The 24,121-nt window shown below is 71.9% G+C and carries 23 protein-coding genes; 12 read left to right on the top strand and 11 right to left on the bottom strand.

Going from position 1 to position 24,121, the window contains the following annotated elements; all coding sequences use genetic code 11:
- Nucleotides 1-31: 31 nt before the first annotated feature.
- From DEI84_RS08950 to DEI84_RS08960, 3 genes are all read right to left on the bottom strand, one after another.
- Nucleotides 32-316, bottom strand: coding sequence for a hypothetical protein (locus DEI84_RS08950; protein WP_146232769.1), 285 nt, complete (start codon nt 314-316; stop codon nt 32-34).
- Nucleotides 317-346: 30 nt separating this feature from the next.
- Nucleotides 347-1,675, bottom strand: coding sequence for an ABC transporter permease (locus DEI84_RS08955; protein WP_110890549.1), 1,329 nt, complete (start codon nt 1,673-1,675; stop codon nt 347-349).
- A gap of 82 nt (nt 1,676-1,757) precedes the next feature.
- On the bottom strand, nt 1,758-3,446 hold the full coding sequence (locus DEI84_RS08960) for a sodium:proton antiporter (protein WP_110890606.1): 1,689 nt from the start codon (nt 3,444-3,446) through the stop codon (nt 1,758-1,760).
- Nucleotides 3,447-3,562: 116 nt separating this feature from the next.
- Between DEI84_RS08960 and DEI84_RS08965 the strand changes: the two genes are divergently transcribed.
- The 3 genes from DEI84_RS08965 (at nt 3,563) to DEI84_RS08975 (ending at nt 6,769) form a co-directional block, all read left to right on the top strand.
- On the top strand, nt 3,563-4,819 hold the full coding sequence (locus DEI84_RS08965) for an inorganic phosphate transporter (protein WP_110823856.1): 1,257 nt from the start codon (nt 3,563-3,565) through the stop codon (nt 4,817-4,819).
- 96 nt (nt 4,820-4,915) lie between these two features.
- Complete coding sequence (locus DEI84_RS08970) at nt 4,916-5,212, top strand: hypothetical protein (protein ID WP_110823857.1); 297 nt, start codon at nt 4,916-4,918, stop codon at nt 5,210-5,212.
- A gap of 75 nt (nt 5,213-5,287) precedes the next feature.
- Nucleotides 5,288-6,769, top strand: a complete 1,482-nt coding sequence (locus DEI84_RS08975) for an aspartate ammonia-lyase (protein ID WP_110890550.1) — start codon at nt 5,288-5,290, stop codon at nt 6,767-6,769.
- A 116-nt stretch (nt 6,770-6,885) separates the two neighbouring features.
- Here the strand turns inward: DEI84_RS08975 and DEI84_RS08980 are convergent, their stop codons facing one another.
- Nucleotides 6,886-8,205: an MFS transporter gene (locus tag DEI84_RS08980; RefSeq protein WP_110890551.1), complete on the bottom strand. Its 1,320-nt coding sequence runs from the start codon at nt 8,203-8,205 to the stop codon at nt 6,886-6,888.
- Between the two features lie 69 nt (nt 8,206-8,274).
- Here DEI84_RS08980 and DEI84_RS08985 point away from each other — a divergent pair, with 69 nt between their 5' ends.
- The 3 genes from DEI84_RS08985 to DEI84_RS08995 all read left to right on the top strand — a co-directional run bounded on the left by DEI84_RS08985 (nt 8,275) and on the right by DEI84_RS08995 (nt 11,818).
- Complete coding sequence (locus tag DEI84_RS08985; RefSeq protein ID WP_110823860.1) at nt 8,275-8,646, top strand: FKBP-type peptidyl-prolyl cis-trans isomerase; 372 nt, start codon at nt 8,275-8,277, stop codon at nt 8,644-8,646.
- Nucleotides 8,646-9,488 carry an aldo/keto reductase gene (locus DEI84_RS08990; protein ID WP_110823861.1) on the top strand — a complete coding sequence of 281 codons (843 nt, stop codon included), beginning with the start codon at nt 8,646-8,648 and terminating at the stop codon, nt 9,486-9,488. Before DEI84_RS08985 ends, DEI84_RS08990 begins: the two co-directional genes overlap by 1 nt.
- Nucleotides 9,489-9,559: 71 nt before the next feature.
- The gene (locus DEI84_RS08995) at nt 9,560-11,818 is read left to right on the top strand and encodes an ATP-binding domain-containing protein (RefSeq protein ID WP_110890552.1); all 2,259 of its coding nucleotides are present in this window, start codon (nt 9,560-9,562) and stop codon (nt 11,816-11,818) included.
- Nucleotides 11,819-11,888: 70 nt separating this feature from the next.
- Here the strand turns inward: DEI84_RS08995 and DEI84_RS09000 are convergent, their stop codons facing one another.
- The 3 genes from DEI84_RS09000 to DEI84_RS09010 form a co-directional block, all read right to left on the bottom strand.
- Complete coding sequence (locus DEI84_RS09000; RefSeq protein WP_110890553.1) at nt 11,889-12,221, bottom strand: protealysin inhibitor emfourin; 333 nt, start codon at nt 12,219-12,221, stop codon at nt 11,889-11,891.
- Nucleotides 12,222-12,284: 63 nt separating this feature from the next.
- Nucleotides 12,285-13,337 carry a M4 family metallopeptidase gene (locus tag DEI84_RS09005; RefSeq protein WP_110890554.1) on the bottom strand — a complete coding sequence of 351 codons (1,053 nt, stop codon included), beginning with the start codon at nt 13,335-13,337 and terminating at the stop codon, nt 12,285-12,287.
- 69 nt (nt 13,338-13,406) lie between these two features.
- Nucleotides 13,407-14,429, bottom strand: coding sequence for a glycoside hydrolase family 6 protein (locus tag DEI84_RS09010; protein ID WP_110890555.1), 1,023 nt, complete (start codon nt 14,427-14,429; stop codon nt 13,407-13,409).
- Between the two features lie 130 nt (nt 14,430-14,559).
- Here DEI84_RS09010 and DEI84_RS09015 point away from each other — a divergent pair, with 130 nt between their 5' ends.
- The 3 genes from DEI84_RS09015 (at nt 14,560) to DEI84_RS09025 (ending at nt 16,225) form a co-directional block, all read left to right on the top strand.
- Complete coding sequence (locus tag DEI84_RS09015) at nt 14,560-15,009, top strand: VanZ family protein (protein WP_181420398.1); 450 nt, start codon at nt 14,560-14,562, stop codon at nt 15,007-15,009.
- Nucleotides 15,010-15,150: 141 nt separating this feature from the next.
- Nucleotides 15,151-15,420 (top strand): 30S ribosomal protein S15, encoded by a 270-nt coding sequence (gene rpsO, locus DEI84_RS09020; protein WP_110823867.1) that lies wholly within the window; start codon nt 15,151-15,153, stop codon nt 15,418-15,420.
- A 184-nt stretch (nt 15,421-15,604) separates the two neighbouring features.
- Nucleotides 15,605-16,225, top strand: coding sequence for a CE1759 family FMN reductase (locus tag DEI84_RS09025; RefSeq protein WP_110890557.1), 621 nt, complete (start codon nt 15,605-15,607; stop codon nt 16,223-16,225).
- Nucleotides 16,226-16,247: 22 nt separating this feature from the next.
- Here DEI84_RS09025 and DEI84_RS09030 read toward each other — a convergent pair whose 3' ends face one another.
- A complete protein-coding gene (locus DEI84_RS09030; RefSeq protein WP_146236337.1) occupies nt 16,248-17,486 on the bottom strand; it encodes a lytic transglycosylase domain-containing protein in 1,239 nt (412 codons plus the stop codon).
- Between the two features lie 278 nt (nt 17,487-17,764).
- Between DEI84_RS09030 and DEI84_RS09035 the strand changes: the two genes are divergently transcribed.
- Nucleotides 17,765-20,053, top strand: coding sequence for a polyribonucleotide nucleotidyltransferase (locus DEI84_RS09035; protein ID WP_110823870.1), 2,289 nt, complete (start codon nt 17,765-17,767; stop codon nt 20,051-20,053).
- A 115-nt stretch (nt 20,054-20,168) separates the two neighbouring features.
- Here DEI84_RS09035 and DEI84_RS09040 read toward each other — a convergent pair whose 3' ends face one another.
- Together DEI84_RS09040 and DEI84_RS09045 are read right to left on the bottom strand one after the other, a co-directional pair.
- Nucleotides 20,169-20,696 carry a YbhB/YbcL family Raf kinase inhibitor-like protein gene (locus DEI84_RS09040; protein WP_110890559.1) on the bottom strand — a complete coding sequence of 176 codons (528 nt, stop codon included), beginning with the start codon at nt 20,694-20,696 and terminating at the stop codon, nt 20,169-20,171.
- 55 nt (nt 20,697-20,751) lie between these two features.
- Complete coding sequence (locus DEI84_RS09045; protein WP_110823872.1) at nt 20,752-21,423, bottom strand: TetR/AcrR family transcriptional regulator; 672 nt, start codon at nt 21,421-21,423, stop codon at nt 20,752-20,754.
- 246 nt (nt 21,424-21,669) lie between these two features.
- On the opposite strand from DEI84_RS09045, the gene DEI84_RS09050 reads away from it, so the two are divergent.
- Nucleotides 21,670-23,004, top strand: coding sequence for a pitrilysin family protein (locus DEI84_RS09050; protein WP_110890607.1), 1,335 nt, complete (start codon nt 21,670-21,672; stop codon nt 23,002-23,004).
- An 8-nt stretch (nt 23,005-23,012) separates the two neighbouring features.
- Nucleotides 23,013-23,615 (top strand): histidine phosphatase family protein, encoded by a 603-nt coding sequence (locus DEI84_RS09055; protein WP_110823873.1) that lies wholly within the window; start codon nt 23,013-23,015, stop codon nt 23,613-23,615.
- Here DEI84_RS09055 and DEI84_RS09060 read toward each other — a convergent pair.
- A complete protein-coding gene (locus tag DEI84_RS09060; RefSeq protein WP_110890560.1) occupies nt 23,612-24,109 on the bottom strand; it encodes a GNAT family N-acetyltransferase in 498 nt (165 codons plus the stop codon). The genes DEI84_RS09055 and DEI84_RS09060 overlap by 4 nt on opposite strands.
- Nucleotides 24,110-24,121: the final 12 nt, after the last annotated feature.

Here is a 24,121-nt window from a genome sequence, read left to right on the forward strand (position 1 = left end):
TGAGGCCTGCGGGCCCGACGTCGACCGACGGTCAGCGCGACCGCTGTGTCCGCGTGCTGCCGGTCCGGGCCTCCTCGGCCGCGGCCATCACGTCCGCGTCCCCGCTCTGTCCGCCGAGCGGACGCACGAAGAAGTCCACGACCCCGAAGGCGATCGCGGCCACGAGCGAGAACATCGCCCAGCCGTCCCAGAGCCCGGCGACGCTGCGGCCGCCGCTCGGCGCGAGGACGATGCTCGTGACGTACGACATCGCCGCGAGCACGAGGAAGACGACGACGATCGTGACGAGGAGGCGGTGCCAGGCGATGCGGGACATGATCACCCCAGGATACCGACGCCGGGAGCGCTACCGACCGCGGTCCAGCGGATCGTTCTCGAGCCCGTCGCGGCCGCCGGTGAACACGTCGCCGCCGGCGCGGTCGTCCTCCCACCGGTCGTCGCGCACCACCTGCAGCGTGCCGGTCGCGGTCGAGGTCAGGCCGTGCCGCTCCAGCTCGGCGTCGCGCTCACGACCGAGGAACTCGCGGTTCGCGGTGTTCGCGTCCTGGAACATCGTGGTGCGGCCGGTGAGGATCGCCCGGATGCGACGGCGCTCCCACCACTGCTTGCCGAAGTACATGAGCACGAGCCCGGCGGCCGCGTAGCAGGCCATGGTGATCAGCCCGCGGGCCGGACCGGGGCCGACGCCGTAGACCTCGTGCTTGATCATGTCGACCATGCTCGAGCCGACCACGACGTGGTTCAGCCACGCGAACGGCTCCGGCATGAACCACTTCGGGTAGGCCCCGCCGGAGGACGGCATCGACAGGAACACGAAGCAGATCATCGCGGGGGCGGCGATGAAGCGGCCGACGAAGTAGCTCAGCCCGTTGACCGCGAGCCCGATGGCCACGATCCACCCCCAGGCGATGAGCACGAGCGGCACGAAGTGCCCGGAGATCGCGCCGACGACCGGACCCGCGAGGGTGTTCGTGATGACGGAGATGACGAGACCGCCGACGACGATCACGGTCATCCGGGTGCGGTGCCGCAGGGGCCCACCCATGATGCCGATGAACATCGCGACCATGTAGCCGCCGATGCACCACGCGAGCATGACGTACATCGGGACGGTGCCGTACTCGTCCCGCGCCGGCAGCGCGGCGAGCTCGGTGACCTGCGGCGTCGCGACCCCGATGCCGGTCAACACGGCCGTCAGCGTCGCCGGGACGAGGTTCGCGACCTGGAACTGGTGCGCGCTGGCCTTGAAGAAGGTGTTGGCCGACGGGTCGTACGCGACCGCCATCGACCCGGTGAGGACGTCCCGCTTCGCGGCCGCGAGCGAGTCGTAGGTGTGGAAGACGAACTCACCCGGCAGGGCCTTCTGCACGGCCGCGACGAACGACGGGTCACTGCCGACGAGCGCCACCGGGACGTCGTGCGGATGCGGCGCGTGGAAGGCGAAGACGTAGCAGAGGCAGAAGCCGACGATGAAGAACAGCGGCATCCAGAGCTGCAGCCCGATGAGCTGGAGGGACGGGTGCAGGGTCGAGTACCAGCGGCGGTAGCGCCCGATCTGCTGCTTCGGCGGCGCGCTGGAGCGGGCGGCGGCGGGCGGACCGGCGGCCGTCCGCGCACCACCTGCCCGCTCCGGCAGGTCGTTCTTCCTCGGTCGGTCGTTCCGCGGCGTGCTCACTCGGCGCTGCGCTCCTGTCCTGTCGTCTGGCGCTCCACGATACGCCGCGGCAGCAGGGGTGCCTCCGGGGTGGGTGACGGGATCAGGAGCGGCTGCGGGAGGCCTGCGCGGAGTCCATCGCGAGCTCCTCGGCGTCGAGCGTCACGAGCACGCGGCGCATGACCTCCTCGTCGAGGTTGCCCTTCTCGCGCTCCTCGAGGACGATCTCGCGGCGACGGTCGAGCAGCTCGCGTCGGATGTCCTGGATCTGTGCGCCACGGAGGCGCATCGGGGTGTTGCGCTCCTCGTCCTCTTCTTCCTCGGCATCGCGGCGGAGGGTCTCGGCCTGCCGCTCGAGCCGGGCCTTCAAGCGGTTCACGACGCTGTCGACGGCCTGGTGTCCGTACTGCTCCGCCCAGGCCGGACGTCGGCGCTCGAGCAGGGCGATCGCCGCTTCGGTCGTGCGCTGGTTGAGGCGCATCTCGCTGCGGACGTCCTCCTCGCTCTCGCCGGGGTCCTGCACCTGCAACGCGCGGATCACGAACGGCAACGTCAGCCCCTGCAGGAGGAGTGTGCCCACCGTCACGACGAACGCGATGATGAAGATGGTGTCCTGCGCCTTGACCTGGACGGGGTCGGAGACGACGGCGACGGCTGCTGCGAGCGTGACGACGCCCCGCATGCCGGTCCACGAGATGACCGTGAGCTCCCGCCAGTTCAGCTTCGGCTCCGCCGTGCCGCGCAACCACCGCAGGGAACGGTGCCCGCGGGACAACCGGACGCGCAGCGGTCTCAGCCACCTGCCGTTGATCCGGTTGCGCGCGTAGGACTCGAAGACGAAGAGCGGACGGACGAGGACCACGACGACGAGCACGACGGCCGCCGCGGTGAGGGTCTGGGCCAGGCTGCGGTCGCTCTCGAGCAGGTCCTGCACGACCGTCTTCAGCTGCAGCCCGATCAGGGCGAACACGAACCCCTCGAGGATGACGTCGATGCTCGTCCAGAGCGGGCGCTCCTGCAGTCGCGTCGCGTACCCCTCCTTCGGCGAGTTGTACCCGATGTACAGGCCGGCGGTGACGACCGCGATGACGCCGGAGCCGGACAGGTGCTCGGCGAGGACGTACGCGACGAAGGGCAACAGGATGCTCATGATCGTCTCGACCACGGGGTCGTTGATGCGCATCCGGATCCAGTGCACCGCGACGCCGAGGACGATGCCGACCGCGAAGCCGACGCCGATCGCCAGGCCGAAGATGCCGAGGTCCTGCCAGATGGTGAGCGACGTGCCCGCGGCGATGAGCGTGAACACCCGGACCAAGGTCAGCGACGCCGCGTCGTTGATGAGGCTCTCGCCGGACAGCACCGTCATCACACGGCGGGGGAGTCCGAGCTTCCGGCCGATGGCGGCGGCGGACACGGCGTCCGGCGGAGCGACCACGGCGCCGAGCAGGATCGCCGCCGGCCAGTCCATGTCGGGGATGATCAGGTACGCGGCGAGTCCCACCGCGAGCGCCGTGACGATGACGAGGACGATGCCGAGTCGCCGGATCTGCTTGATCGACTGCCGGAAGCTCTGCCACGACACGTCGAGTGCCGCCGAGTACAGCAGCGGCGGCAGGATCACCGTGAGGATCACCTCGGAGTCGATCTCGATCTCCGGCAGGCCGGGCAGGAACGAGACGGCGAGTGCGACGGCCGTGACGAGCAGCGGGGCGGGCAGCCCCTTGGCGCGGGCGAAGCCGGTCACCGCGAGCGAACCGATCAACAGGATGAGGAGTTCCGCGGTGCCCATGAGGCCCATCCTCCCATCCGGATGGTTCGCAGGCTGAACGGTTCCGCAGCCCCGGTGAACGGCCGGTGGACGACAGGGTTTGCTCCGGAGCCGCCGGGCTGCGACACTTGCCCGCGGTGGACATCACACTCATAGTCGTCCTGGTCATCGCGTTGGCCCTCTTCTTCGACTTCACAAACGGATTCCATGACACCGCCAACGCGATGGCGACACCGATCGCCACCGGTGCCATGAAGCCGAAGGTGGCCGTGACGGTCGCCGCGGTGCTGAACCTCGTCGGTGCGTTCCTCAGCACCGCCGTGGCGACGTCGATCTCGCACGGGCTCATCAACGAGGGCCCCGGTGGCGTCGCCATCAGCCCCGAGATGATCTTCGCGGGCCTGATCGGCGCGGTCGTGTGGAACATGATCACGTGGTTGCGCGGCTTGCCCTCGTCGTCCTCGCACGCGCTCTTCGGCGGGCTCATCGGCGCCGCGATCGTCGGCGCCGGCTTCGACTCGGTGAACTACGCGGCACTGCTGACGGTCGTGATCATCCCGGCCTTCCTGTCGCCGGTGATCGCCGCGCTCGTGTCGCTCCTCGCCACGCGCATCGCCTACCGCGTGACCCGTCGTCCGGTGTTCCCGAACGAGCGCGGGGGCTTCCGCATCGGACAGGTGTTCACGAGCTCGATGGTGTCGCTCGCCCACGGCACGAACGACGCGCAGAAGACGATGGGTGTCATCACGCTGACGCTCATCGCCTCGGGCGCGCAGTCGAGTGACCAGGGCGTGCAGTTCTGGGTCGTCGTGGCGTGTGCCCTGGCGATCGCCCTCGGCACCTACACGGGCGGGTGGCGCATCATCCGGACGCTCGGCTCGGGCATCACCGAGATCCGCGCGACGCAGGGCTTCGCAGCCGAGGCGTCCACCGCCGCCACGATCCTCGCGTCGAGCCACCTCGGCTTCGCACTGTCGACGACGCAGGTGTCGTCGGGCTCGATCATCGGCGCGGGCCTCGGCCGCCGCGGTTCGAAGATCCAGTGGTCGACGGCCGGCAAGATCGTCATCGCGTGGTTCATCACGCTGCCCGCCGCCGCGGCGGTCGGGGCGATCGCCTCGGGCATCGCCCACTTCGGCGTCATCGGTCTCGTGCTCGACGCGGTCATCGGTGGTGCCGTGATCCTCGGCCTGTACCTGTGGTCGCTGCGCAAGCCGCACGAGCACGCCGCGGCCATCGAGGTCGACGTCGCCGCGAACGCCGTGCTGACCCGCAAGGAGCGGCGCGACCTGCAGCGCGCCAAGCGTGCCGAGGCCGTCGCCGCGCGTCGCGCCGAACTGAGCCGCGAGCGGACCCTCCGCCGCATGGCCGGACGCAAGGGAGGCCGTCGCTGATGGGTATCGCCATGGACGGACGCTGCGGAGGGACCTGCTGATGGGTATCGCCATGGACGGACGCGGCGGAGCGTTCCTGCTCGGAGGGACCTGCTGATGGGTATCGACTGGGCGGCGTTCTTGCTCGTCGCACTGGTGGCCGTCGTGTCGGCGTGCTTCGTCGTCACCGTCTACTCCGTGGGCCTCCGCCTCTGGAGCGCCGCCGACGCCCGCGCGGGCAAGTACACGGTGAAGGACGACGGCACCGTCGGCCCGGCCACCGCCGGCTTCCCCGACCCGACCGCGGCCTCCACCGCGATCCGTGCGTTCCGGGCGCTCGCCGTGGTCTGCTTCGCCGCCTGCGGTGCCGCGGTGCTGTACGGCGTCTACCTCATCGTCCCTGCCTTCCACTGACCTCCTGGCCGGCCGCACCGGCTGGACGGTCGCGGGCTAGCCTCGGGAGGTGACCGCGACGGAGAGGACCACGACGTGACGAGCGCTGCCACCCGCACCGAGACCGATTCCCTGGGCTCGAGGGAGGTGCCGGTCGACTCCTACTGGGGGATCAACACCCTCCGGGCGATGGAGAACTTCCCGATCGCCTCGGTGCCGATCGCGGTCTACCCGGACCTCGTCGCGGCCCTCGTGACCGTGAAGCAGGCGGCGGCCCGGGCGAACAAGGCGATCGGTGTCCTCGACGCCGAGCGGGCCGACGCGATCGACCGTGCCGCGCAGGAGGTCCGCGACGGGGCCCTGCGGGACCAGTTCGTCGTCGACGTGGTCCAGGGTGGCGCCGGGACGAGCACGAACATGAACACGAACGAGGTCCTGGCGAACCGGGCCCTCGAACTGCTCGGCCGGGAGCGCGGCGACTACGCGTACCTGCACCCGATCGACCACGTGAACCGCAGCCAGTCGACGAACGACACGTACCCGACGAGCATCAAGATCGCGATGATCACCGGTGTGCGCCGGCTCGCCGACCAGCTCGAGCAGCTGTCGGCAGCGTTCGCGGAGCGCGGGGAGGCGTTCGCCGACGTCCTCAAGGTCGGCCGCACGCAGCTGCAGGACGCGGTCCCGATGACGCTCGGCCAGGAGTTCACCGGCTTCGCCCACACCATCGCCGAGGACGTCGTCCAGCTCCGCCGGGTGGTGCCGCTCCTCGGCGAGATGAACCTCGGCGCGACCGCGATCGGGACGGGCATCACCGCCGACCCGCTGTACCGCGACGAGGTGCGGCGGCAGCTGCAGGAGGCGAGCGGCATCGACGTCGTCACGGCCCCGGACCTCATCGAGGCGACGAGTGACGCCGGCGCGTTCATGACCCTGTCCGGCACGGTGAAGCGCAGCGCGATGAAGCTGTCGAAGATCTGCAACGACCTGCGGCTCCTGGCGTCCGGCCCGCAGGCGGGCCTCGGGGAGATCACGCTGCCGCCGCGGCAGGCCGGTTCGTCGATCATGCCCGGCAAGGTGAACCCGGTCATCCCGGAGGTCGTCAACCAGATCGCCTTCGCGGTCGCCGGCGCGGACACCACGGTGACGATGGCGGCCGAGGGTGGTCAGCTCCAGCTCAACGCGTTCGAGCCGATCATCGCGCACTCGATCCTGCAGTCCCTGCAGTGGATGACCCGCGGGTGCGCGACGCTCCGCGAGCACTGCGTGACCGGCATCCGGGCGAACGAGCTACGGCTCGCCGCCCAGGTGGACACGAACGTCGGCGTCGTCACCGCGCTGACGCCGTACATCGGCTACGCAGCGGCGGCGTCCATCGCGCACACCGCCCTGACGACGTCGACCCCGATCTCGACCCTGGTGATCGCCGCGGGTCTCATGGACGCGGACCAGGTGCACCGGGTGCTCAGCCCCGCCCGGTTGTCCGGCATCGAGCTGGCGACCGGTGCCATCCCGGTCGTGACCGAGGAGATGCTCGACGAGGCCGCCCGGGACGCCGAGGCCCGTCGCCGGTCCTGACCGCTGCCGGACGGGAGGCACGCCCGGGTCCGGCGCGCAGCCTCCCGTCCGCACCGTGCGCGGGGCGGACGCAACGTGGCGCGTCCGTGCGCACGACGGAGACGCGACGCGGCGCGTCAGTTCGCGTTCGGGTGCAGCGCGTCGTACCGGCGGAACGACGGGACGAGCCGGAGCAGCAGCGCGACGAGCGCGATGATGAGGACGCCGCCGATGAGCGGCGGCCAGGCGAAACCCGCGGCGACGACCAGTCCGGCGTACAGGTCACCCACGCGCGGCCCACCGGTGACCACGACGATGAAGATGCCCTGCAGTCGGCCGCGCATGCCGTCGGGCGCGGCGGCCTGGAGGATCGTCCCGCGGAACACGCTGCTCACGTTGTCCGCGCCGCCGGCCACCGCGAGGGCCAGCGCGCAGAGCGCCAGTGCCGGCAGGATCCCCGTCGAGAACGTCTCCGACGCCCGTCCGCCGAGGAGGTGCGCGGCCGCGACGACGACGCCGAACGCGGCGATCGCGCCGCCGTAGACCGTGATCGCCCAGCCGACCGCCTCGCCCTGTCGGCGGACGTGCCCGAGCGGGCCGGAGAAGACACCGGACAGCAGCGCACCGACCGCGTAGGCGGCCGAGAGGGTGCCGACCGTGATCGACCCGCCGCCGACGACCAGGGCACCGATCGCGGGGAACAGCACCCGGGGCTGCCCGAACGTCATGGCGATGATGTCGAGCACGAAGGTCATCGTGATGTTCCGGGAGCGGCGGAGGAACCGCGCACCCTCGACGAGCGACGACAGGCCCGGACGGAGGGCGTCGTGCTCGGGAGCCATCCGTGGCAGCGTCACCACGCCGAGGAACGCGGCGCTGAAGAGCACGACGTCCACCGTGTAGGTCGGGGCGAAGCCGAACGCGGCGACGAGCACACCGCCGACCGCCGGCCCGACCGTCACGGAGAACCCGGCGCTGATGCTGTTGAGGGCGCTCGCCGCGGGGAGCAGGTCGTTGCCCACCAGCCGCGGGACGATCGCCGCCCGGGACGCGCCGATCACGGTGCCCGCGACGGCGTTGACGGTCACGAGCACGTAGAGCAGCACGACGCTGTCGAGCCCGAGCCAGGCGTGCGCGGCGATCATCGCGGTCGACACCCAGGCCATGACGGCGGAGACCAGGGCCACCGTGCGGCGGTCGAAGGCGTCCGCGAGCATGCCGCCGTACAGCCCGGCGAGGATCATCGGCACGAGCGAGATGACGCCGACGAGCGACACCATGAACGTCGAGCGCGTGATCTCGTACACCTCGAGCCCGACCGTGACGCTCGTCATCATGGTGCCGATGCCCGCGATCGAGCTGCCGATCCAGAGCCGCGCGAACGCGGGGGAGCGGCGGAGCGGGGTGAGGTCGGCGAGCAGGGAGCGGCGGGGCTTCGCGGGGGCGTCTGGTGTCACAGTGGAACCATTCTGTGGCCTGGAGGGCTCCTGCGGGGCACGTGCACGTCCTCTGGTTGACTGTCGGGCATGACTGACCTGAACAGCAAGCCCGAGTTCGACGCCCCCGAGGGCCCCGCCCCCACCGACCTCGTGGTCACCGACATCGTCGTGGGCGACGGCGACGTCGCCGAGGCGAGCTCGACCGTCAAGGTCCACTACGCCGGCGTCGAGTACGAGTCCGGCGAGGAGTTCGACAGCTCCTGGGGCCGTGGCGAGCCGATCGACTTCCCGCTCGCGGCGCTCGTCCGCGGCTGGCAGGAGGGCATCCCCGGCATGAAGGTCGGCGGTCGCCGCAAGCTCGTCGTCCCGCCGGAGCTCGCCTACGGCCCGGCCGGCGGCGGACACTTCCTCTCCGGCAAGACGCTCATCTTCGTCATCGACCTGCTCGGCGTCCGCTGATGGCGGGCGTCCCGGAGGTCCCGACCCTCGAACTGAACGACGGACACCGCATCCCGGCGCTCGGCCTCGGCACGTACTCGCTCGACGGGGACGAGGGGGTCGCGGCGGTCGGTGCGGCGATCACGAGTGGGTACCGTCTGCTCGACACCGCGCTGAACTACGGCAACGAGGACGCGGTGGGCCGTGCGGTCCGCGAGTCCGACGTGCCGCGCGACGAGTTCGTCGTGACGTCGAAGCTCCCGGGACGCCACCACGGCTACGACGAGGCACACCGCTCGGTGGACGAGACCCTGGCGAACCTGGGGCTCGACCACCTCGACCTGTACCTCATCCACTGGCCGAACCCGTCCGTCGGGAAGTTCGTCGAGACCTGGAAGGCGTTCGTCGACCTCAGGGACAGCGGCAAGGTCCGCTCGATCGGTGTCTCGAACTTCACCCCCGAGCACCTCGACCGTATCCTCGACGCCACCGGGGTCGCCCCGGCGGTGAACCAGGTCGAGCTGCACCCGTACTTCCCGCAGGCCGACCTCCGCGCCGTGCACCAGCGTCTCGGCATCGTCACCGAGAGCTGGAGCCCGCTGGCGAAGCAGTCCGAGCTCCTCACCGAGGGACCCGTGACCGCCGCGGCCGCAGCGCACGGTGTCTCGGCCGGCCAGGTCGTGCTGCGCTGGCACGTCCAGCTCGGCGCCGTGCCGGTCCCGAAGTCGGGAGACCCGGACCGCCAGCGCGAGAACCTCGACGTGTTCGGCTTCTCGCTCACCGACGACGAGGTCCAGGCCATCTCCGCGCTCGAGCGCGGGCGGCTCTGGGACGGCGACCCGGACACGCACGAGGAGATGTAGGCGGGCGCTCGCGTTCGGACCCGACCGGGGCAGGGGGATATCATCGGTACCCCTGTCCCGAAGGGTTGCGAGTGTCCGAACCGCGTGTTTCCGAACCGACCGAGATCGACCGTGAACGCGGCTACGTCGACGGTCTGTTCCACCGACTCGACGAACTGACCACCGAGGCCGAGCAGCGGCTCGTCGAGACCCGCCGGCAAACAGTCGGTGGCAACCACCAGAGCCGGACCGAGCGCGACGCCTTCGCCCGGCTCTACGAGGACACCGTCGCCACCCTGCGGCGCGTGGGCGACCGCCTGGTGTTCGGGCGGCTCGAGGTCCAGGACCCGCCCGCCGACGAGGACGCCTTCCGGTACATCGGGCGCGTCGGGCTGCGGGACGCGGACCACCGGCCGTTGCTGCTCGACTGGCGCGTACCGGGTGCGAGCGCGTTCTACCAGGCCACCGCGGCGCATCCCATGGGCATGCGGGCCCGACGTCACCTGACGCTCGAGGGCCGCACGGTCGTCGGCGTCGAGGACGAAGTGTTCGACGCCACGCTCTACGACGACGAGCGCACGCACCTGCAGGGCGAGGGAGCCCTGCTCGCGGCCGTCACCGCCGAGCGTACCGGGCGCATGACCGACATCGTCGCGACGATCCAGGGCGAGCAGGACCGGATCATCCGCTCCCCGCTCGAGGGCGTCCTCATCGTGCAGGGCGGGCCGGGCACCGGCAAGACGGCCGTCGCACTGCACCGTGCGGCGTACCTGCTCTACTCCTACCGGGAGCGTCTGCGCGGTTCCGGTGTGCTCGTCGTCGGGCCGTCCCCGGCGTTCCTGACGTACATCGAGCAGGTGCTGCCGTCCCTCGGTGAGACCGGTGTCGTGATGGCGTCCCTCGGGTCGCTCCACCCGGGGCTCCACACCACCGTGCACGACCGTCGGGACGTCGCCGCCGTGAAGGGGTCCGGCGAGATGGCCGACCTGCTCCGCCGCGCGGTCCGGTCGCGGCAGGTCGTCCCGACCGAGTCCGTCACGCTCGACGTCGAGGGCGAACGGCTCGTCGTCCCGCCGCAGCTGGTCGCCGACGCCATGCGCCGTGCCCAGGACCGCGGCAAGCCGCACAACGTCGCCCGCGTCACGTTCAACAAGAACGCGCTCGACGCCATGACGCGACTGCTCGCCGACCAGCTGCGGCACCGCGGGACGACGGTGGACGAGGCCGACGAGAAGGTGCTGCGCGAGGACATCCGCAGCTCGTACGACGCCCGGGTCCTGCTCAACACGGCGTGGCTGCCGCTGCCGGCCGAGAAGCTCCTCGAGGACCTGTACGCCCGGCCGAACTGGCTCGCGTCCCTCACGCCGAACTGGTCGCCCGAGCGCCGTGCACTGCTGCGGCGCGAGCGCGGGGCCGGCTTCACGGTCGAGGACGTGCCGCTCCTGGACGAGGCGGCCGAGCTGCTCGGGGTGTTCGACCCGACCGGTGGTGCGGCGAAGCGGCAGGCGAAGGCGACCCGGAACCGGGACATCGAGAACGCCCGGCAGGCCATCGAGAACATGGGCGTCGAGGGCATCGTCAGCGCCGAGCAGGTCGCCGGTGCCTTCGCGGAGGGCGGGGACCCGCGCTCCACCGCCGAGCGTGCCGCCGAGGACCGCGAGTGGACCTACGGGCACATCGTGGTCGACGAGGCGCAGGAGCTCTCACCGATGCAGTGGCGGGTCCTGGCACGCCGTAACCCGCTGCGGTCCTTCACGATCGTCGGTGACATGGCGCAGGGCTCCTCGCCGGGTGCCGCCCGCACGTGGGACGACGTCCGCGGTGCGCTCGCCCGTCGTCGTCGTGGTCGTGCCCCGCAGGTGCCGCTGGACTCCCGCCTCGAGGAGCTCACCGTCAACTACCGCACCCCGCGCTCGATCGTCCAGGCGGCCGGGGCCTTCGCCGCGGCGGCCGGTCTCACGGTGACCGCGAACGAGGCGGTCCGTGACGGCGACCCCGTCGAGCGCTTGCGCGTCGACCGGGCGGACCTGCTCGACACGGTCGCGGACCGGGTCGACGGCGAGCGCGAGCTGATCGGCTCCGGGACGATCGGCGTCATCGTGCCGGAGGCCGACGTGGCCGCCGTCCGCGAGCGCCTGGCCCGGACCGAGGCCGACGTCCGCGGGCTCGGGTCACCCCGGCCGGGGTCGGTCACGGTGCTCACCGGCGCGGACGCGAAGGGCCTGGAGTTCGACGGCGTGCTGCTCGTCGACCCGGACCGGGTCGGCTCCGACGCCGCTCGGGCCGCCGCGGCCGTCTACGTCGCGATGACCCGTCCCACCCGCCGGCTCACGGTCATCGAGGTCGCCTGACCGTCCCGCCGGTCGGGCCGGTGCCTCCTGCGGTGCATCCGAACCGCCGGGAGGCTCGGGAGCGACCCCGTCAGGCCGGCTCGCCCTGGTCGCGTACCTGCTCCACGAGGGCCGCCCACGGGCCGTCCAGGCGACGACCCGGGATCGTCACCGTGGTCCGGGCGACGGTCACCGTCCACACGTAGTCGTCGCGGACGGCGCTGTCGTCACGATCGGCACCCTCCCCACCCACACCCTCCCCACCCGCACCGTCCGGAGCCGCCCCGGGTGCCACGGACCCGTCGCCGGGGAGTGCCCCGACGAGTTCCGTCCACCGGTCGGCGTCCGGACGGGCATCGGTGTCGACCCGCCATGCCCGCGGGAGGCCGGCGAACCCACCACTGCGGCGCACGACGATCTGCATGCCCCGGAACCTACGCCCTCCGCATCCGCTCCGGAGTGCCCGGTCGAGCAGCGCTGCTGCGGCTCAGGCCGTCACCCCGACGCGCTGCCAGGCACCGGCGACGGCGGTGTGCTCGCGCGAGCCCGCTCCGAACCGCGCCGCCGCTGCTCGGACCGTGACGGCCGCGAAGCCGGCGAAGTCGATGGACGCCGACACCTCGGCCGAGGTGAGGGCGTCCCACCACACCTGTCCCGCGCCGACCCAGGCCGGCCCGCCGATCGTGGTCGCGGCGAGGAAGAACGCGTGGTTCGGGATGCCGGAGTTCAGGTGCACGCCGCCCCGGTCCTCGGCGGTCTCCACGTAGTCGGCCATGGTCGCGGGCTGTGGGTCCGCCCCGAGCACCGGGTCGTCGTAGGCCGTGCCCGGCGCACGCATCGAGCGGAGGGCGACCCCGTGCACGGCGTCCGCGAACAGCCCTTCGCCGATCAGCCAGGACGCCTGTTCCGCGGTCTGCCGGGCGGCGTACTGGGCGACGAGCACGCCGAAGACGTCGCTCATCGACTCGTTGAGCGCTCCGGACTGCCCCTGGTAGACGAGGTCCGCGGTGTACTGCGTGACGCCGTGGGCCAGCTCGTGCCCGATGACGTCGACCGCGACGGTGAACCGCCGGAAGACCTCGCCGTCTCCGTCGCCGAACACCATCCGCTGCCCGTCCCAGTAGGCGTTGTCGTACTCCCGCCCGTAGTGCACGGTGGCGCCGAGGGGGAGTCCGGCGCCGTCGATCGACGCCCGTCCGAACACCTCGAGCCAGAACGCGTGCGTCGCGCCGAGGCCCGCGTACGCCTCGTCGACCGCGGGGTCCCCGGTGTCGCCGTCACCCTCCCGCCGCACGACCCTGCCCGGCAGCGTCGTCGTGCCGGCGGCGTCCGCGATCGTGCGCCGCGGAGCGACGTCCGGCGCCCCGGCGGTCCTGGCCGCGCGGAGGCCGGTCACGTGCTTCGGCTCCTGGACGCGGTCCATCGAGGCGAGGGCGGTCCGGGCTGCGGCGGCAGCGCGCGGGAACCGGTCCTCCGGTGCGTCGGCGACGGCGCGGAGGAGGTACGGCGGGACGACGGAGCGCGGCGAGCGGCTGGTCATGGCGACATGCAACCACCGGGGGCCGACAGCCGGTTCGGCGACCGGGCCTCCCGGCTGTCGGTTCCGCCGTCAGTCGCGCTTGCGGTTCGCGACCAGGGCGAGTGCGTACGACTCCCACCACTCGCCGGCGGCCGGTCCGCCGTTGCACGCGCCGTCGCTCAGCCCGGGCGTCTTCACCCACAGCAGCGCGTCGAGCCGGGTGGTGCCGCGCGTGACGTGCGGGGTTTGGCCGAGGCCGGCGCCGTCGGGGTTGCACCAGTCACCCCGCCACCCCTGCCCGTTCCGTGAGACGTCGATGACGAAGTGCGGGTCGCCCCCGATCGCGTCGGCGAGCTCGTCGGCGTAGGCGCGCTCCTGGTCCACGCGGTAGAAGTTCGACACGTTCGTGGCGAAGCCCTGCACGCGGTCGACGCCCGCCCGGCGGAGCCACCCGGCCATCGTGTCCACCGGGACCCGGTTCTCGTTCCCGCCGTCCAGGTACACCGTCAGGCCGTGCCCGGTCAGGGCCCCGACCGCCTTCCGGAGGAGCGGCAGCCGGGTGTCCCGCAGCCGCTCGCACACGGCGATCTGCGCTATCGAGTCCGGCTCGACCAGGACCACCGCGTGCGAGCCCGCGAGCGCACGCACGACCGCGCGGACCCACGGCAGGTAGTCGTCCTCGGCGGTGCCGCCGCGCGACCAGTGGCCGCAGTCGCGGTCCGGGATCGCGTAGAGCACGAACACCGGGGTCGCCTGCTGCGCCCGGGCCGCGGCGAGGACGCTCCGGACGGTGTCGACGGTCTCCGGGACGGACGGGTCGGTGAGCCACGTCGCGAGGGGCTGGTCGGCGATCACGGCGAGGCGTTCGGCCGTGGTCACCCGGCCCGCGTCCCGCGCCGCGGTCACGTGCCAGCGTGGCTGGTTCGCGCTCGCCGGCTGACGGGCGAGGCCGCCCGGCCACGCCTCGGCGACGCTCTTCCGGTGCACGACCTGGCGGTCGCCGGTGCCCGGGAGGACCACCGTGACCGCGACGACGACGGCCGTGACGAGCGCGGCGACGACCCCGATCCACACCCACTGTCGGCGGGTCGAGGTGCGCTGCGCTCCCGGCATGGGCCGTCCTCCCGCTCGGGCGCCGCCCCCGGTCGGCGTCGCTCTCGCCCGCCATGTTCCCACCCGATCGGCACCGGATGCCAGGGTGCCGCCCAGGGCCCGGCCAGCAGGGGTGCCCCAGACTGGCCCGATGCTCCGGAAACTGCTCCTCCTCGCGCTGACGGCGGGCTACGCCTGGGTGATCTGGCGCATGACGCTCACCCCGCACGTCTTCACCGAGGCCGAGAACTCCCTCGTGCTCCGCGCCGTCGCCTGGGTCCAGCAGCTGCCGCACGGGGCGTGGTTCACCTACGACCGGACCGAGTTCCTGGCGAACGTCGCCATGTTCGTGCCGGTCGGGCTGATCGCGGCGCTGTGGTTGCCCCGGCGCTGGTGGGTCCTCGGTGCCGTGGTGGCCGTCGCGCTCTCGGTCGGCATCGAGTTCGCGCAGGCCGTGTACCTGCCCTACCGGGTCGCCGACCCCCGCGACGTGCTGTCGAACGGTATGGGTGGTCTGCTCGGTGCGACGCTCGTCGGCTTCGTCCGGAGCCTGCTGCCGGAGCGCCGGCGGCGGCGTCCCCTGCGGGCCCGGACCGTCTGACCGCCGCTCGTCGAGCGGGACGCGCTCTGGTATGCTCGTTCGGTTGCCGTCGAACGGCCGCGGATCAAGAGCGCTCACACAGCAGGTGTGGGCACCGCGCAACGGACACGCTCTCACGCAGAGCAGGAAAGGGGATCCTCCATGGCACTTGACGCGAAGATCAAGCAGGAGATCATCGAAGAGTACGCGACCCACCCGGGCGACACCGGATCCCCCGAGGTCCAGGTCGCCGTTCTGACGCGTCGTATCAACGACCTCAACGAGCACCTCAAGGAGCACAAGCACGACCACCACTCGCGTCGTGGTCTGCTGCTCATGGTCGGTCAGCGTCGCCGTCTCCTCGGCTACCTCTCCGACGTCGACATCGCCCGCTACCGCGCGCTCATCGAGCGCCTCGGCCTGCGCCGCTAGTCATCGTCAGGGTGCTGCCTCGTCGCAGCCCTGCTGGTCCGGAGCCCCGTCCCTCCTCGTGAGGGCCGGGGCTCCTGTCGTTCCCCGGCGGGTGCGTCGGCGTCCGACGCGGACGGGAATGCCTCCCCGTCCGCCGCGGTTCCGTCTACTGTTTATGCAAACGCATTGAAAGTCGGGAGCCTCCATGACCACCATCGCCGTCGTCTCCGCCGGGCTCTCCGAGCCCAGCTCGACCCGCCTCCTCGCCGACCGACTCGCAGCCGCAGCCGGTGCCGCGCTCGCGGGGGAGTCAGCGGGCCCGGTCGAGGTCCGGAACGTCGACCTCCGCCCGCTTGCCCACGAGATCACCGACGCGATGCTGACCCGCTTCTCCGCTCCGGCACTCGCGGCGGCGACGGCCACGGTCGTCGAGGCGGACGCGGTCGTGTTCGTCACGCCGGTCTTCACGGCGGGCATGAGCGGCCTGGCGAAGTCCTTCCTCGACGTGCTGGACAAGGACGCCCTCACCGACATGCCGGTGCTGCTCGGCGCGACGGGCGGGACCGCACGGCACTCGCTCGCCCTCGAGCACGGCATCCGACCGGTGTTCGCCTACCTCCGGGCCGCCGTCGTCCCCACCGCGGTCTTCGCCGCCACGGACGACTGGGGGAGCGACGACGCGGGCGTGCTCGACGCGCGCATCCGCCGGGGTGGAGCCGACCTTGCCTGGGCGCTCCGGGCCTCCCGGCGGCAGCCGCAGCAGGCGGACGCGCTCCCGGCGGTCACCGACTTCTCGTCGTTGCTCGGCGGTCTGCAGCACCGGTGACACCGGTGTCGCGCCCGCCGGGTCAGTACCAGTGCGGGTCGACGCTCATCTCGTGGTCCCACGCGCCGCACGGCGATCCGTAGCGGTCCGCGATGTACGCCAGACCCCAGTCGATCTGCGTCTCGGCGTTCGTCCGCCAGTCCGCGCCCGCGGCGGCGAGCTTCGACGCCGGCAGGGCCTGCGGGATGCCGTACGCGCCACTCGACGCGTTGAGCGCGTTCGCCCGCCACCCGGACTCCTGCGTCCACAGCGAGACGAGGCAGCCGAACTGGTCGTCGCCCCAGCCGTGGGCACCCATGGCGCTGCGCGCGTAGGCCTGCGCGGCCGCCGGGTCGACGGTGACGCCCTCGGTGCTCGGGTAGGCGTTGTCCGCCGAGCTGGCAGCGCCGCCGGCGGCACGCGCGGTCTCGGCCGCGGCCCGTGCGGCGGCCGCCTGCGCCGCCGCCTGCGCGGCGACGGCCTGGCCCACCTCGTAGCGACGCTGCGTCTCGGCGGTGGAGTCCCGGAGCGCGGCGAGCTGCGCGTACAGCTCGTCGCTGTGCGACTCGGTCTCCGCGACCGCCGCGTCCGCCCGTCGCTGTGCCGCGCGGGCGGCGGTGGCGGTCGCCTCGGCCTGGTCCGCCAGCGACGCCCGCTCGTCCTCGGCCCGCTCCGCCTGGTCGTGCAGCGACGCCGCCGTCCTGGCGGCGACCGCGGCCTCGTCCATGACGCCGTCCCACGTCGTCGACAGCTGGTCGAGCGCGCCGAGCTGGTAGAGCAGCTGGTCGGGGTCGTCCGCCGTCGCGATCCGGGTGGTCATCTGGTCGGTCGAGCCGTCCCGGTACAGGTCGGCCGCGAGGCGCCCGGCCCGGGTCCGCGCGCGCTCGGCCGTCGCGGACGCCTCGTCGGCGTGGGCCTGGAGGCTCGTGGCAGTGCGGGTGGCCTCGGCCAGGTCCGCCTCGGCAGCGGCTGCCGCGGCGGCGGTGTCGAGGGCGACCTGCGACTTCTCCGCGGCCTCGGCCTGCACCGACCGGAGCGCGGCCCGGACCTCCGCCACCTCGGCCTGCTTCGCCTGTTCGTCGCCCTCCGCCCGCTGGACGTCCTGCCACGTCGGGTAGTCGGTCGCCGAGGACGGGGCCGCCGTCACCGCGGGGACCACGAGGGCGCCGACCAGCACCCCGACGGTGAGCAGGGTGCCCCGGGCACGACCCCGCCGAGGTGCCCGCCGTGGTGCTGCTGCGACCCGTGGTCCTGCCGTCCGTCGTGCTGCTTCCCCGCGCATGGGAGCAGGCTACCGAGGACACGCCCGTTCGCCACGGGCACCGCCGTCGGTCCACCTCGGAATGCTAAGGTCGGCTGGTCTGGGGACCGTTCCCCGCGACGACACACAACACCGCACGCAGACCGGCACGAAGCTGGTCATCGGTGGTGGCATCCGGGCCGAACCGCATCCCGAGTGCTCCCACTGCTGGCCAGACATGCGTTCCGCGTCGTGGAGCGCACGTGCACGCGTGTGCCCGAGGCCGGGTCTGCTGCTCACACACGCAAGGAGGCATCCTCTTGGAGGGTCCCGAGATCAAGTTCGCTGAAGCGACCATCGACAACGGTCGCTTCGGCACCAGGACGGTCCGGTTCGAGACCGGTCGTCTCGCGCAGCAGGCACAGGGTGCCGTCGCCGCGTACCTGGACGAAGAGACCATGCTGCTGTCGGCCACCAGCGCCGGCAAGCACCCGCGCGAGGGCTTCGACTTCTTCCCCCTGACGGTCGACGTCGAGGAGCGCTCGTACGCCGCCGGCAAGATCCCCGGCTCGTTCTTCCGTCGTGAGGGCCGCCCCTCGACCGAGGCGATCCTGGTCTGCCGCCTCATCGACCGGCCGCTGCGCCCGTCGTTCGTCGACGGCCTCCGCAACGAGGTCCAGATCGTCATCACCGTCCTGAGCATCGCGCCGGACGAGTTCTACGACGCGCTGGCCATCAACGCCGCGTCCGCGTCGACGCAGATCTCCGGTCTGCCGTTCTCCGGCCCGATCGCCGGTGTGCGCCTGGCGCTCATCCCCGGCGCGAACGGCACCGACCAGTGGGTCGCGTTCCCGAAGGCGTCGCAGCTGGCCGACGCCGTCTTCGACCTCACCGTCGCCGGCCGCGTCGTCACCGACGAGGCGGGCAACGAGGACGTCGCGATCATGATGGTCGAGGCCGAGGCCACCGAGCACGCCTGGAACCTCATCGAGGGCGGCGCGACCAAGCCCGACGAGGCCATCGTCGCGCAGGGCCTCGAGGCGGCCAAGCCGTTCCTCAAGTCCCTCGTCGAGGCGCAGGCGAAGCTCGCCGCGCAGTCGGCCAAGGAGATCCAGGACTACCCGGTCTTCCCGCCGTACGCCGACGAGGTCTACGCCGCCGTCGAGTCCCTCGCCCTCTCCGAGCTCGGGGACGTGTACCAGATCGCCGGCAAGGCGGAGCGTCAGGACGCCGACGACGCGCTCAAGTCGCGCGTCAAGGCGGCCATCGCCGAGCAGGTCGCCGCGGGCACGCTGCCCGAGGTCGCCACCAGCCAGGTCAGCGCCGCGTACAAGTCGGTCACGAAGAAGGTCGTCCGCGGCCGCATCCTGACCGAGCAGGTCCGCATGGACGGTCGCGGCCTCGCCGACATCCGTCCGCTCGACGCCGAGGTCGCCGTGATCCCGCGTGTCCACGGCTCCGCGGTCTTCCAGCGCGGCGAGACGCAGATCCTCGGCGTCACCACGCTGAACATGCTCAAGATGGAGCAGCAGATCGACTCGCTGTCGCCCGTCACCAAGAAGCGCTACCTGCACCACTACAACTTCCCGCCGTACTCGACCGGTGAGACCGGCCGCGTGGGGTCGCCGAAGCGTCGCGAGATCGGGCACGGCTTCCTCGCCGAGCGCGCCCTCGTGCCGGTGCTGCCGTCGCGCGAGGAGTTCCCGTACGCCATCCGTCAGGTCTCCGAGGCGCTGAGCTCCAACGGCTCGACCTCGATGGGCTCGGTCTGCGCGTCGACCCTGTCGCTCCTCAACGCCGGTGTGCCGCTGCGCGCCCCGGTCGCGGGCATCGCGATGGGCCTCGTCTCCGACACCGTCGACGGCCAGACCCGCTACGCGGCGCTGACCGACATCCTCGGTGCCGAGGACGCCCTCGGCGACATGGACTTCAAGGTCGCCGGTACCTCGGACTTCGTCACGGCCATCCAGCTCGACACGAAGCTCGACGGCATCCCGTCGTCCGTCCTCGACGCCGCGCTGAAGCAGGCCAAGGAGGCCCGCTCGGCCATCCTCGGTGTGCTGAACGAGGCCATCGACGGTCCGGACGAGATGGCCGACACCGCGCCGCGCGTGATCTCGGTGAACATCCCGGTCGACAAGATCGGCGAGCTGATCGGCCCGAAGGGCAAGACGATCAACGGGATCCAGGACGAGACCGGCGCCGACATCTCCATCGAGGACGACGGCACGGTCTACATCGGCGCCGTCGACGGTCCGTCCGCCGAGGCCGCGCGTGCGCAGGTCAACGCGATCGCGAACCCGACGAACCCGGAGATCGGGGACCAGTTCCTCGGTACCGTCGTGAAGATCGCCACGTTCGGCGCCTTCGTGTCGCTGCTCCCGGGCCGTGACGGTCTGCTGCACGTCTCCGAGGTGCGCAAGCTCGCCGGTGGCAAGCGCGTGGAGAACGTCGAGGACGTCCTCGGCGTCGGTCAGAAGATCCTCGTCGAGGTCACCAAGGTGGACGACCGCGGCAAGCTGTCGCTCGCGCCGGTCGTGGCCGACGACGTGGACACCGAGGGTCGCGACGACCACGGCACCCACGCCGAGATGCCCGCCGAGGGCTGATCGACCCGCGTCCCGACGCACGGACGGCCGCCGACCCCGATGGGGTCGGCGGCCGTCCGCCGTCGCGGGCAACGCCGTCCGTCGGGGCCGGGCTCGACGCGCGGTCCTGCCCGGGTCAGGAGGCGGGCGTCTCCTGGATGCCGACGAGCTGCGCGCGACCGAGCAGGTGCTCGCGGAGCATGAAACCGACGACGGCCGGCGTCGCGCCGGCGGGGACGTCGAGCGTCGGGACGTCGAGCGCGCTCACGGTGAAGAAGTACCGGTGCGGACCGTGGCCCGCGGGCGGAGCGGCCCCGAGGAACGTGTCGGTGCCGAACTCGTTGCGGCGGCGGGTGGCGCCGTCGGGCAGGAGCGAGTCGTCCGTGCCGGCGCCCTGCGGCAGCGACGTCACCGATGCCGGGATGTCCGAGACGGCCCAGTGCCAGAAGCCGGAACCGGTGGGGGCGTCCGGGTCGTAGGCCGTGAGCACGTAGCTCTGCGTGCCCTCGGGGGCACCGGACCACGCCAGGGCCGGGGAACGGTCCTCGCCACCGGCGTCGGAGCCGCGGGCCCAGTCGGGCAGCTGGCCGCCGTCCGTGAAGTCGGGGCTGGACAGGTCGAAGGAGGGGACGTCGGGCAGGTTCCAGTTCGGGTGGTTCGTCATGCTCCGAGCCAACACCCGTGCGCCCGGTGGATCCCGGGAGCGCTCCGGTCGGCGCTCAGGCGGCGAGGACCCGCTCGGCGACCCGGTTGAGTGCTGCCGTCGCCGCGATCGCGTCACCGGCGTAGGCACCGGACATCGCGCCGTCGCGGGCGAGCATGAGTTCGTCGGCACCGTCCCCGGGGAGCGGGTGTCCAGCGGCCTGCAGCAGGTCACCGAGGCGTTCCGTGTACCAGTCGCGGTGCACGGCGACGACCTGGCGCACCGGGTCCCGCGGGTCGTGGTACTCGGCGGCCGCGTTGAGGAACGCGCAGCCGCGGAAGTCCGGTCGGTTCACGTCGGCGGCGAGGGCGTCGACCCACGCGCGGACGGCGGCCTGTGGGGACTCGGCGTCGCCGACGACGGACTCCATCCAGGCCTGCACGCGGGTGTGCTGCTCACGCACGTAGGCGAGGATCAGGTTGTCCTTCGAGCCGTAGTGCTTGTAGAACGTCGCCTTCGTGACGCTCGCCTCGGAGATGAGGCGGTCGACGCCGACACCGTGGATGCCCTCTTCGTAGAACAGGCGAGTGGCCGTCTCGAGGATGCGGACCTTCGCGCCGCCGGAGCGGGGAGCCGGGGGGACGCTCGACCCGTCCGGCGACGCGAGGTTCTGGTTGCTCGGGGCCCGTCCTTGCAGACGCTGACCCAGGAGACGCTGGACGGTCGGTTGGGGGGAATCGACCGTCACAGCGTGGCTCTCCTTGGGTCATCGGCTCCGCGGCGGAGCGGGGGGACTCGTGCCGCGCAGGACTGATGTCCCGAGCCACCGGATCGAGATCTAGGGGGGCTCCCGATCCGGTGACACCACTGTAGCACGATGAGGACAGACAGACGAGTCCGTCTGTCCTTCTTTTTTGTACCCCTCTTCGGGTGTCCTCTCCCGACGGCGGTCTGCCTGGGCGATCCCGGCCCGGCCTTCAGTAGAGTCATGACGATGAACCGCCCAGTGCCGCTGCCGCTCGAGGCTCCGGAAACGTCCTTCGTGACGTCCGGTGGAGCCCTCGTCCGGCGCACCGTTCTCGCCTCGGGCGTCCGTGTGCTCACCGAGTCCGTCCCCTCCGTCCACTCCACGAGCATCGGGTTCTGGGTGGGGGTCGGCTCCCGCGACGAACGTGCCGGGCAGTACGGCTCCACGCACTTCCTCGAGCACCTCCTGTTCAAGGGCACCGCGGAGCGCACCGCGCTCGACATCGCGGTCGCGTTCGACTCCGTCGGCGGTGAGCACAACGCCGCGACCGCGAAGGAGTACACCTGCTACTACGCCCGCGTCCGGGACACCGACGTCCCGATGGCGGTCGGCGTGATCGGCGACATGGTGACGAACTCGACCCTCGAGCCGGCCGCGTTCGACGTCGAGCGCGGGGTCATCCTCGAGGAACTCGCGATGGCGGCCGACGACCCGGCGGACGTGGCGGGGGAGGCGTTCTTCGCCGCGACCTTCGACGGGCACGCCCTCGGCCGCCCGATCGGTGGGACCCCGGAGTCCATCCGCGAGGTCCAGCGGGACGAGGTGATGGCGCACTACGCCGAGCACTACGAGCCGAACGGCATCGTCGTCACCGCTGCGGGGGCCGTCGACCACGACCGGTTCTGTGCGCTCGTCGAGGCCGTCTTCGCGGACGCCGGAGCCGCCGTGCCGCTCGCCCGTCGCACCGCGCAGCCCGTCGCCGACCCCGTCGAGTCCACCGTGCGGGTCGTCCACCGTCCGACCGAGCAGGTCAGCATGCTCCGCGGGTCCCAGGGGCTCGACCTCCGCGACGACCGCCGCCCGGTGCTGAGCATCCTCAACGCCGTGCTCGGCGGGGGCATGAGCTCCCGGCTCTTCCAGGAGGTCCGCGAACGCCGGGGCCTCGCGTACGCCGTGTCCTCGTTCGCACCCGCCTACCTCGACAACGGGGCGTTCGGTGTCTACGCCGGCTGCGCTCCCGACAACGTCGCCGGGGTCGTCGACATCATCGACGGGGAGTTCCGCCGCATGGTCGACCACGGCATCACCGAGGACGAGCTCCGTCGCGCCAAGGGGCAGATCGAGGGCGCGCTGACGCTCTCGCTCGAGGACTCCGACGCCCGGATGACCCGCCTCGGCCGTGCCGAGCTCGGGACCGGCGAGTTCACCGACCTCGCGACCGCCCTCGAGCGTGTCGACCGCGTCACCGCCGCCGACGTGCTCGACCTGTCCCGCGACCTCCTGACCCGACCGACGGTGACCGCCGTGGTCGGGGACGTGCAGCGCGACCGGCTGGCGGCCGCCCTCGGGATCGACGGTTGACCTCCACGATGTCGCACTACCTCTACCTCGTCCGGCACGGCGAACACCAGGACGCCGAGCACGGTCTGCGGGACGGCAAGCTCTCGGAACGCGGCAAGCGCCAGGCGATGCTCATCGCCGACCGTCTGGGCGGCGTGCCGTTCGACGGCGTGTGGCACTCCCCGCTCGACGCCCCGAGCGAGACCGCGTCCTTCCTGCAGCAGCGCCTCCCGGCCATCCAGCCCGAGCCGTCGACCCTGCTCTTCGACTGCATCCCCTCCGGACCGACACCCGACATGCCGCACGCCTACAAGGGCTGGTACGGGGGCGTCACGGAAGAGGAGATCGTCGCGGGACAGGCGCAGATGGAGGACGCCGTCGCGGAGTGGTTCACGCCCGCGATGGAGGACCGCCACGACCTGCTCATCACGCACAACGCCGTCATCGGCTGGTTCGTCCGCGAGGTCTTCCAGGCCCCGGAGTGGCGCTGGATGGGGACGAACGTGGCGCACAGTTCGCTGACGATCATCCGGATCCGGTCCGCGAAGCCCGCCGAGCTCGTCACCCTGAACGACCTCGCGCACCTGCCGGTCGAGCTCCGCACCGGGCTGCCCGTCCCGCAGCCGCTCTAGGGCCGGCGCACGGGCTTGCGGTACCAGGCGGTCGCGTTCGGGTTGTCGTTGAAGGCCGGCACCCGCTCGTAGCCCCGACCGCGGTACATCGCGCCCGCGGCGACGAGCGAGTCGTTCGTGTCGAGGACGATGCTCGTCGCGCCGAAGTCCGTGGCGGCGGTCTCGAGGACGTCCATCATCGCGGTCGCGACGCCGCGGCCCCGACCCTCCGGCGTCACGAACACGTGCTTGACCTCGAAGCGCACGTCGTCGCCGTCGTCGGCGATGCGGCGCAGCCCGCCACAGCCGACCGCGACGGCTCCGTCGGTCGCGACCACGAAGACGCCGTTCGGCGGCACGAACTCGGCGGCCGGTGTCCGCTTCCGCGAGTAGCTGCCCTGCGCGCTCGGGAACGTGGCCTCGCGCTCGTCCAGGTACCGGTCGAGCAGGGCGTCGACCTCGGGGAGGTCGGCGGGGACGACGCGGACGCTGACCTGGCTGCGATCGTCGGACATGCTCCGATCCTA

It is taken from the genome of Curtobacterium sp. MCBD17_023 (genome assembly GCF_003224415.1).
In the GTDB taxonomy this organism is placed as follows: domain Bacteria; phylum Actinomycetota; class Actinomycetes; order Actinomycetales; family Microbacteriaceae; genus Curtobacterium.

Coding starts and splice junctions, on each gene's coding strand:
- DEI84_RS08970 (WP_110823857.1), top strand. CDS start 4,916: ATGGGTATCGACTGGGCGGCGTTCTTGCTCGTCGCACTGGTGGCCGTC.
- DEI84_RS09005 (WP_110890554.1), bottom strand. CDS start 13,337: ATGACCAGCCGCTCGCCGCGCTCCGTCGTCCCGCCGTACCTCCTCCGC.
- DEI84_RS09030 (WP_146236337.1), bottom strand. CDS start 17,486: ATGCGCGGGGAAGCAGCACGACGGACGGCAGGACCACGGGTCGCAGCA.
- DEI84_RS09055 (WP_110823873.1), top strand. CDS start 23,013: ATGTCGCACTACCTCTACCTCGTCCGGCACGGCGAACACCAGGACGCC.
- DEI84_RS09000 (WP_110890553.1), bottom strand. CDS start 12,221: ATGCAGATCGTCGTGCGCCGCAGTGGTGGGTTCGCCGGCCTCCCGCGG.
- rpsO (WP_110823867.1), top strand. CDS start 15,151: ATGGCACTTGACGCGAAGATCAAGCAGGAGATCATCGAAGAGTACGCG.
- DEI84_RS09060 (WP_110890560.1), bottom strand. CDS start 24,109: ATGTCCGACGATCGCAGCCAGGTCAGCGTCCGCGTCGTCCCCGCCGAC.
- DEI84_RS08990 (WP_110823861.1), top strand. CDS start 8,646: ATGGCGGGCGTCCCGGAGGTCCCGACCCTCGAACTGAACGACGGACAC.
- DEI84_RS09025 (WP_110890557.1), top strand. CDS start 15,605: ATGACCACCATCGCCGTCGTCTCCGCCGGGCTCTCCGAGCCCAGCTCG.
- DEI84_RS09050 (WP_110890607.1), top strand. CDS start 21,670: ATGAACCGCCCAGTGCCGCTGCCGCTCGAGGCTCCGGAAACGTCCTTC.
- DEI84_RS08985 (WP_110823860.1), top strand. CDS start 8,275: ATGACTGACCTGAACAGCAAGCCCGAGTTCGACGCCCCCGAGGGCCCC.
- DEI84_RS08960 (WP_110890606.1), bottom strand. CDS start 3,446: ATGGGCACCGCGGAACTCCTCATCCTGTTGATCGGTTCGCTCGCGGTG.
- DEI84_RS09015 (WP_181420398.1), top strand. CDS start 14,560: ATGCTCCGGAAACTGCTCCTCCTCGCGCTGACGGCGGGCTACGCCTGG.
- DEI84_RS08950 (WP_146232769.1), bottom strand. CDS start 316: ATGTCCCGCATCGCCTGGCACCGCCTCCTCGTCACGATCGTCGTCGTC.
- DEI84_RS09040 (WP_110890559.1), bottom strand. CDS start 20,696: ATGACGAACCACCCGAACTGGAACCTGCCCGACGTCCCCTCCTTCGAC.
- DEI84_RS09010 (WP_110890555.1), bottom strand. CDS start 14,429: ATGCCGGGAGCGCAGCGCACCTCGACCCGCCGACAGTGGGTGTGGATC.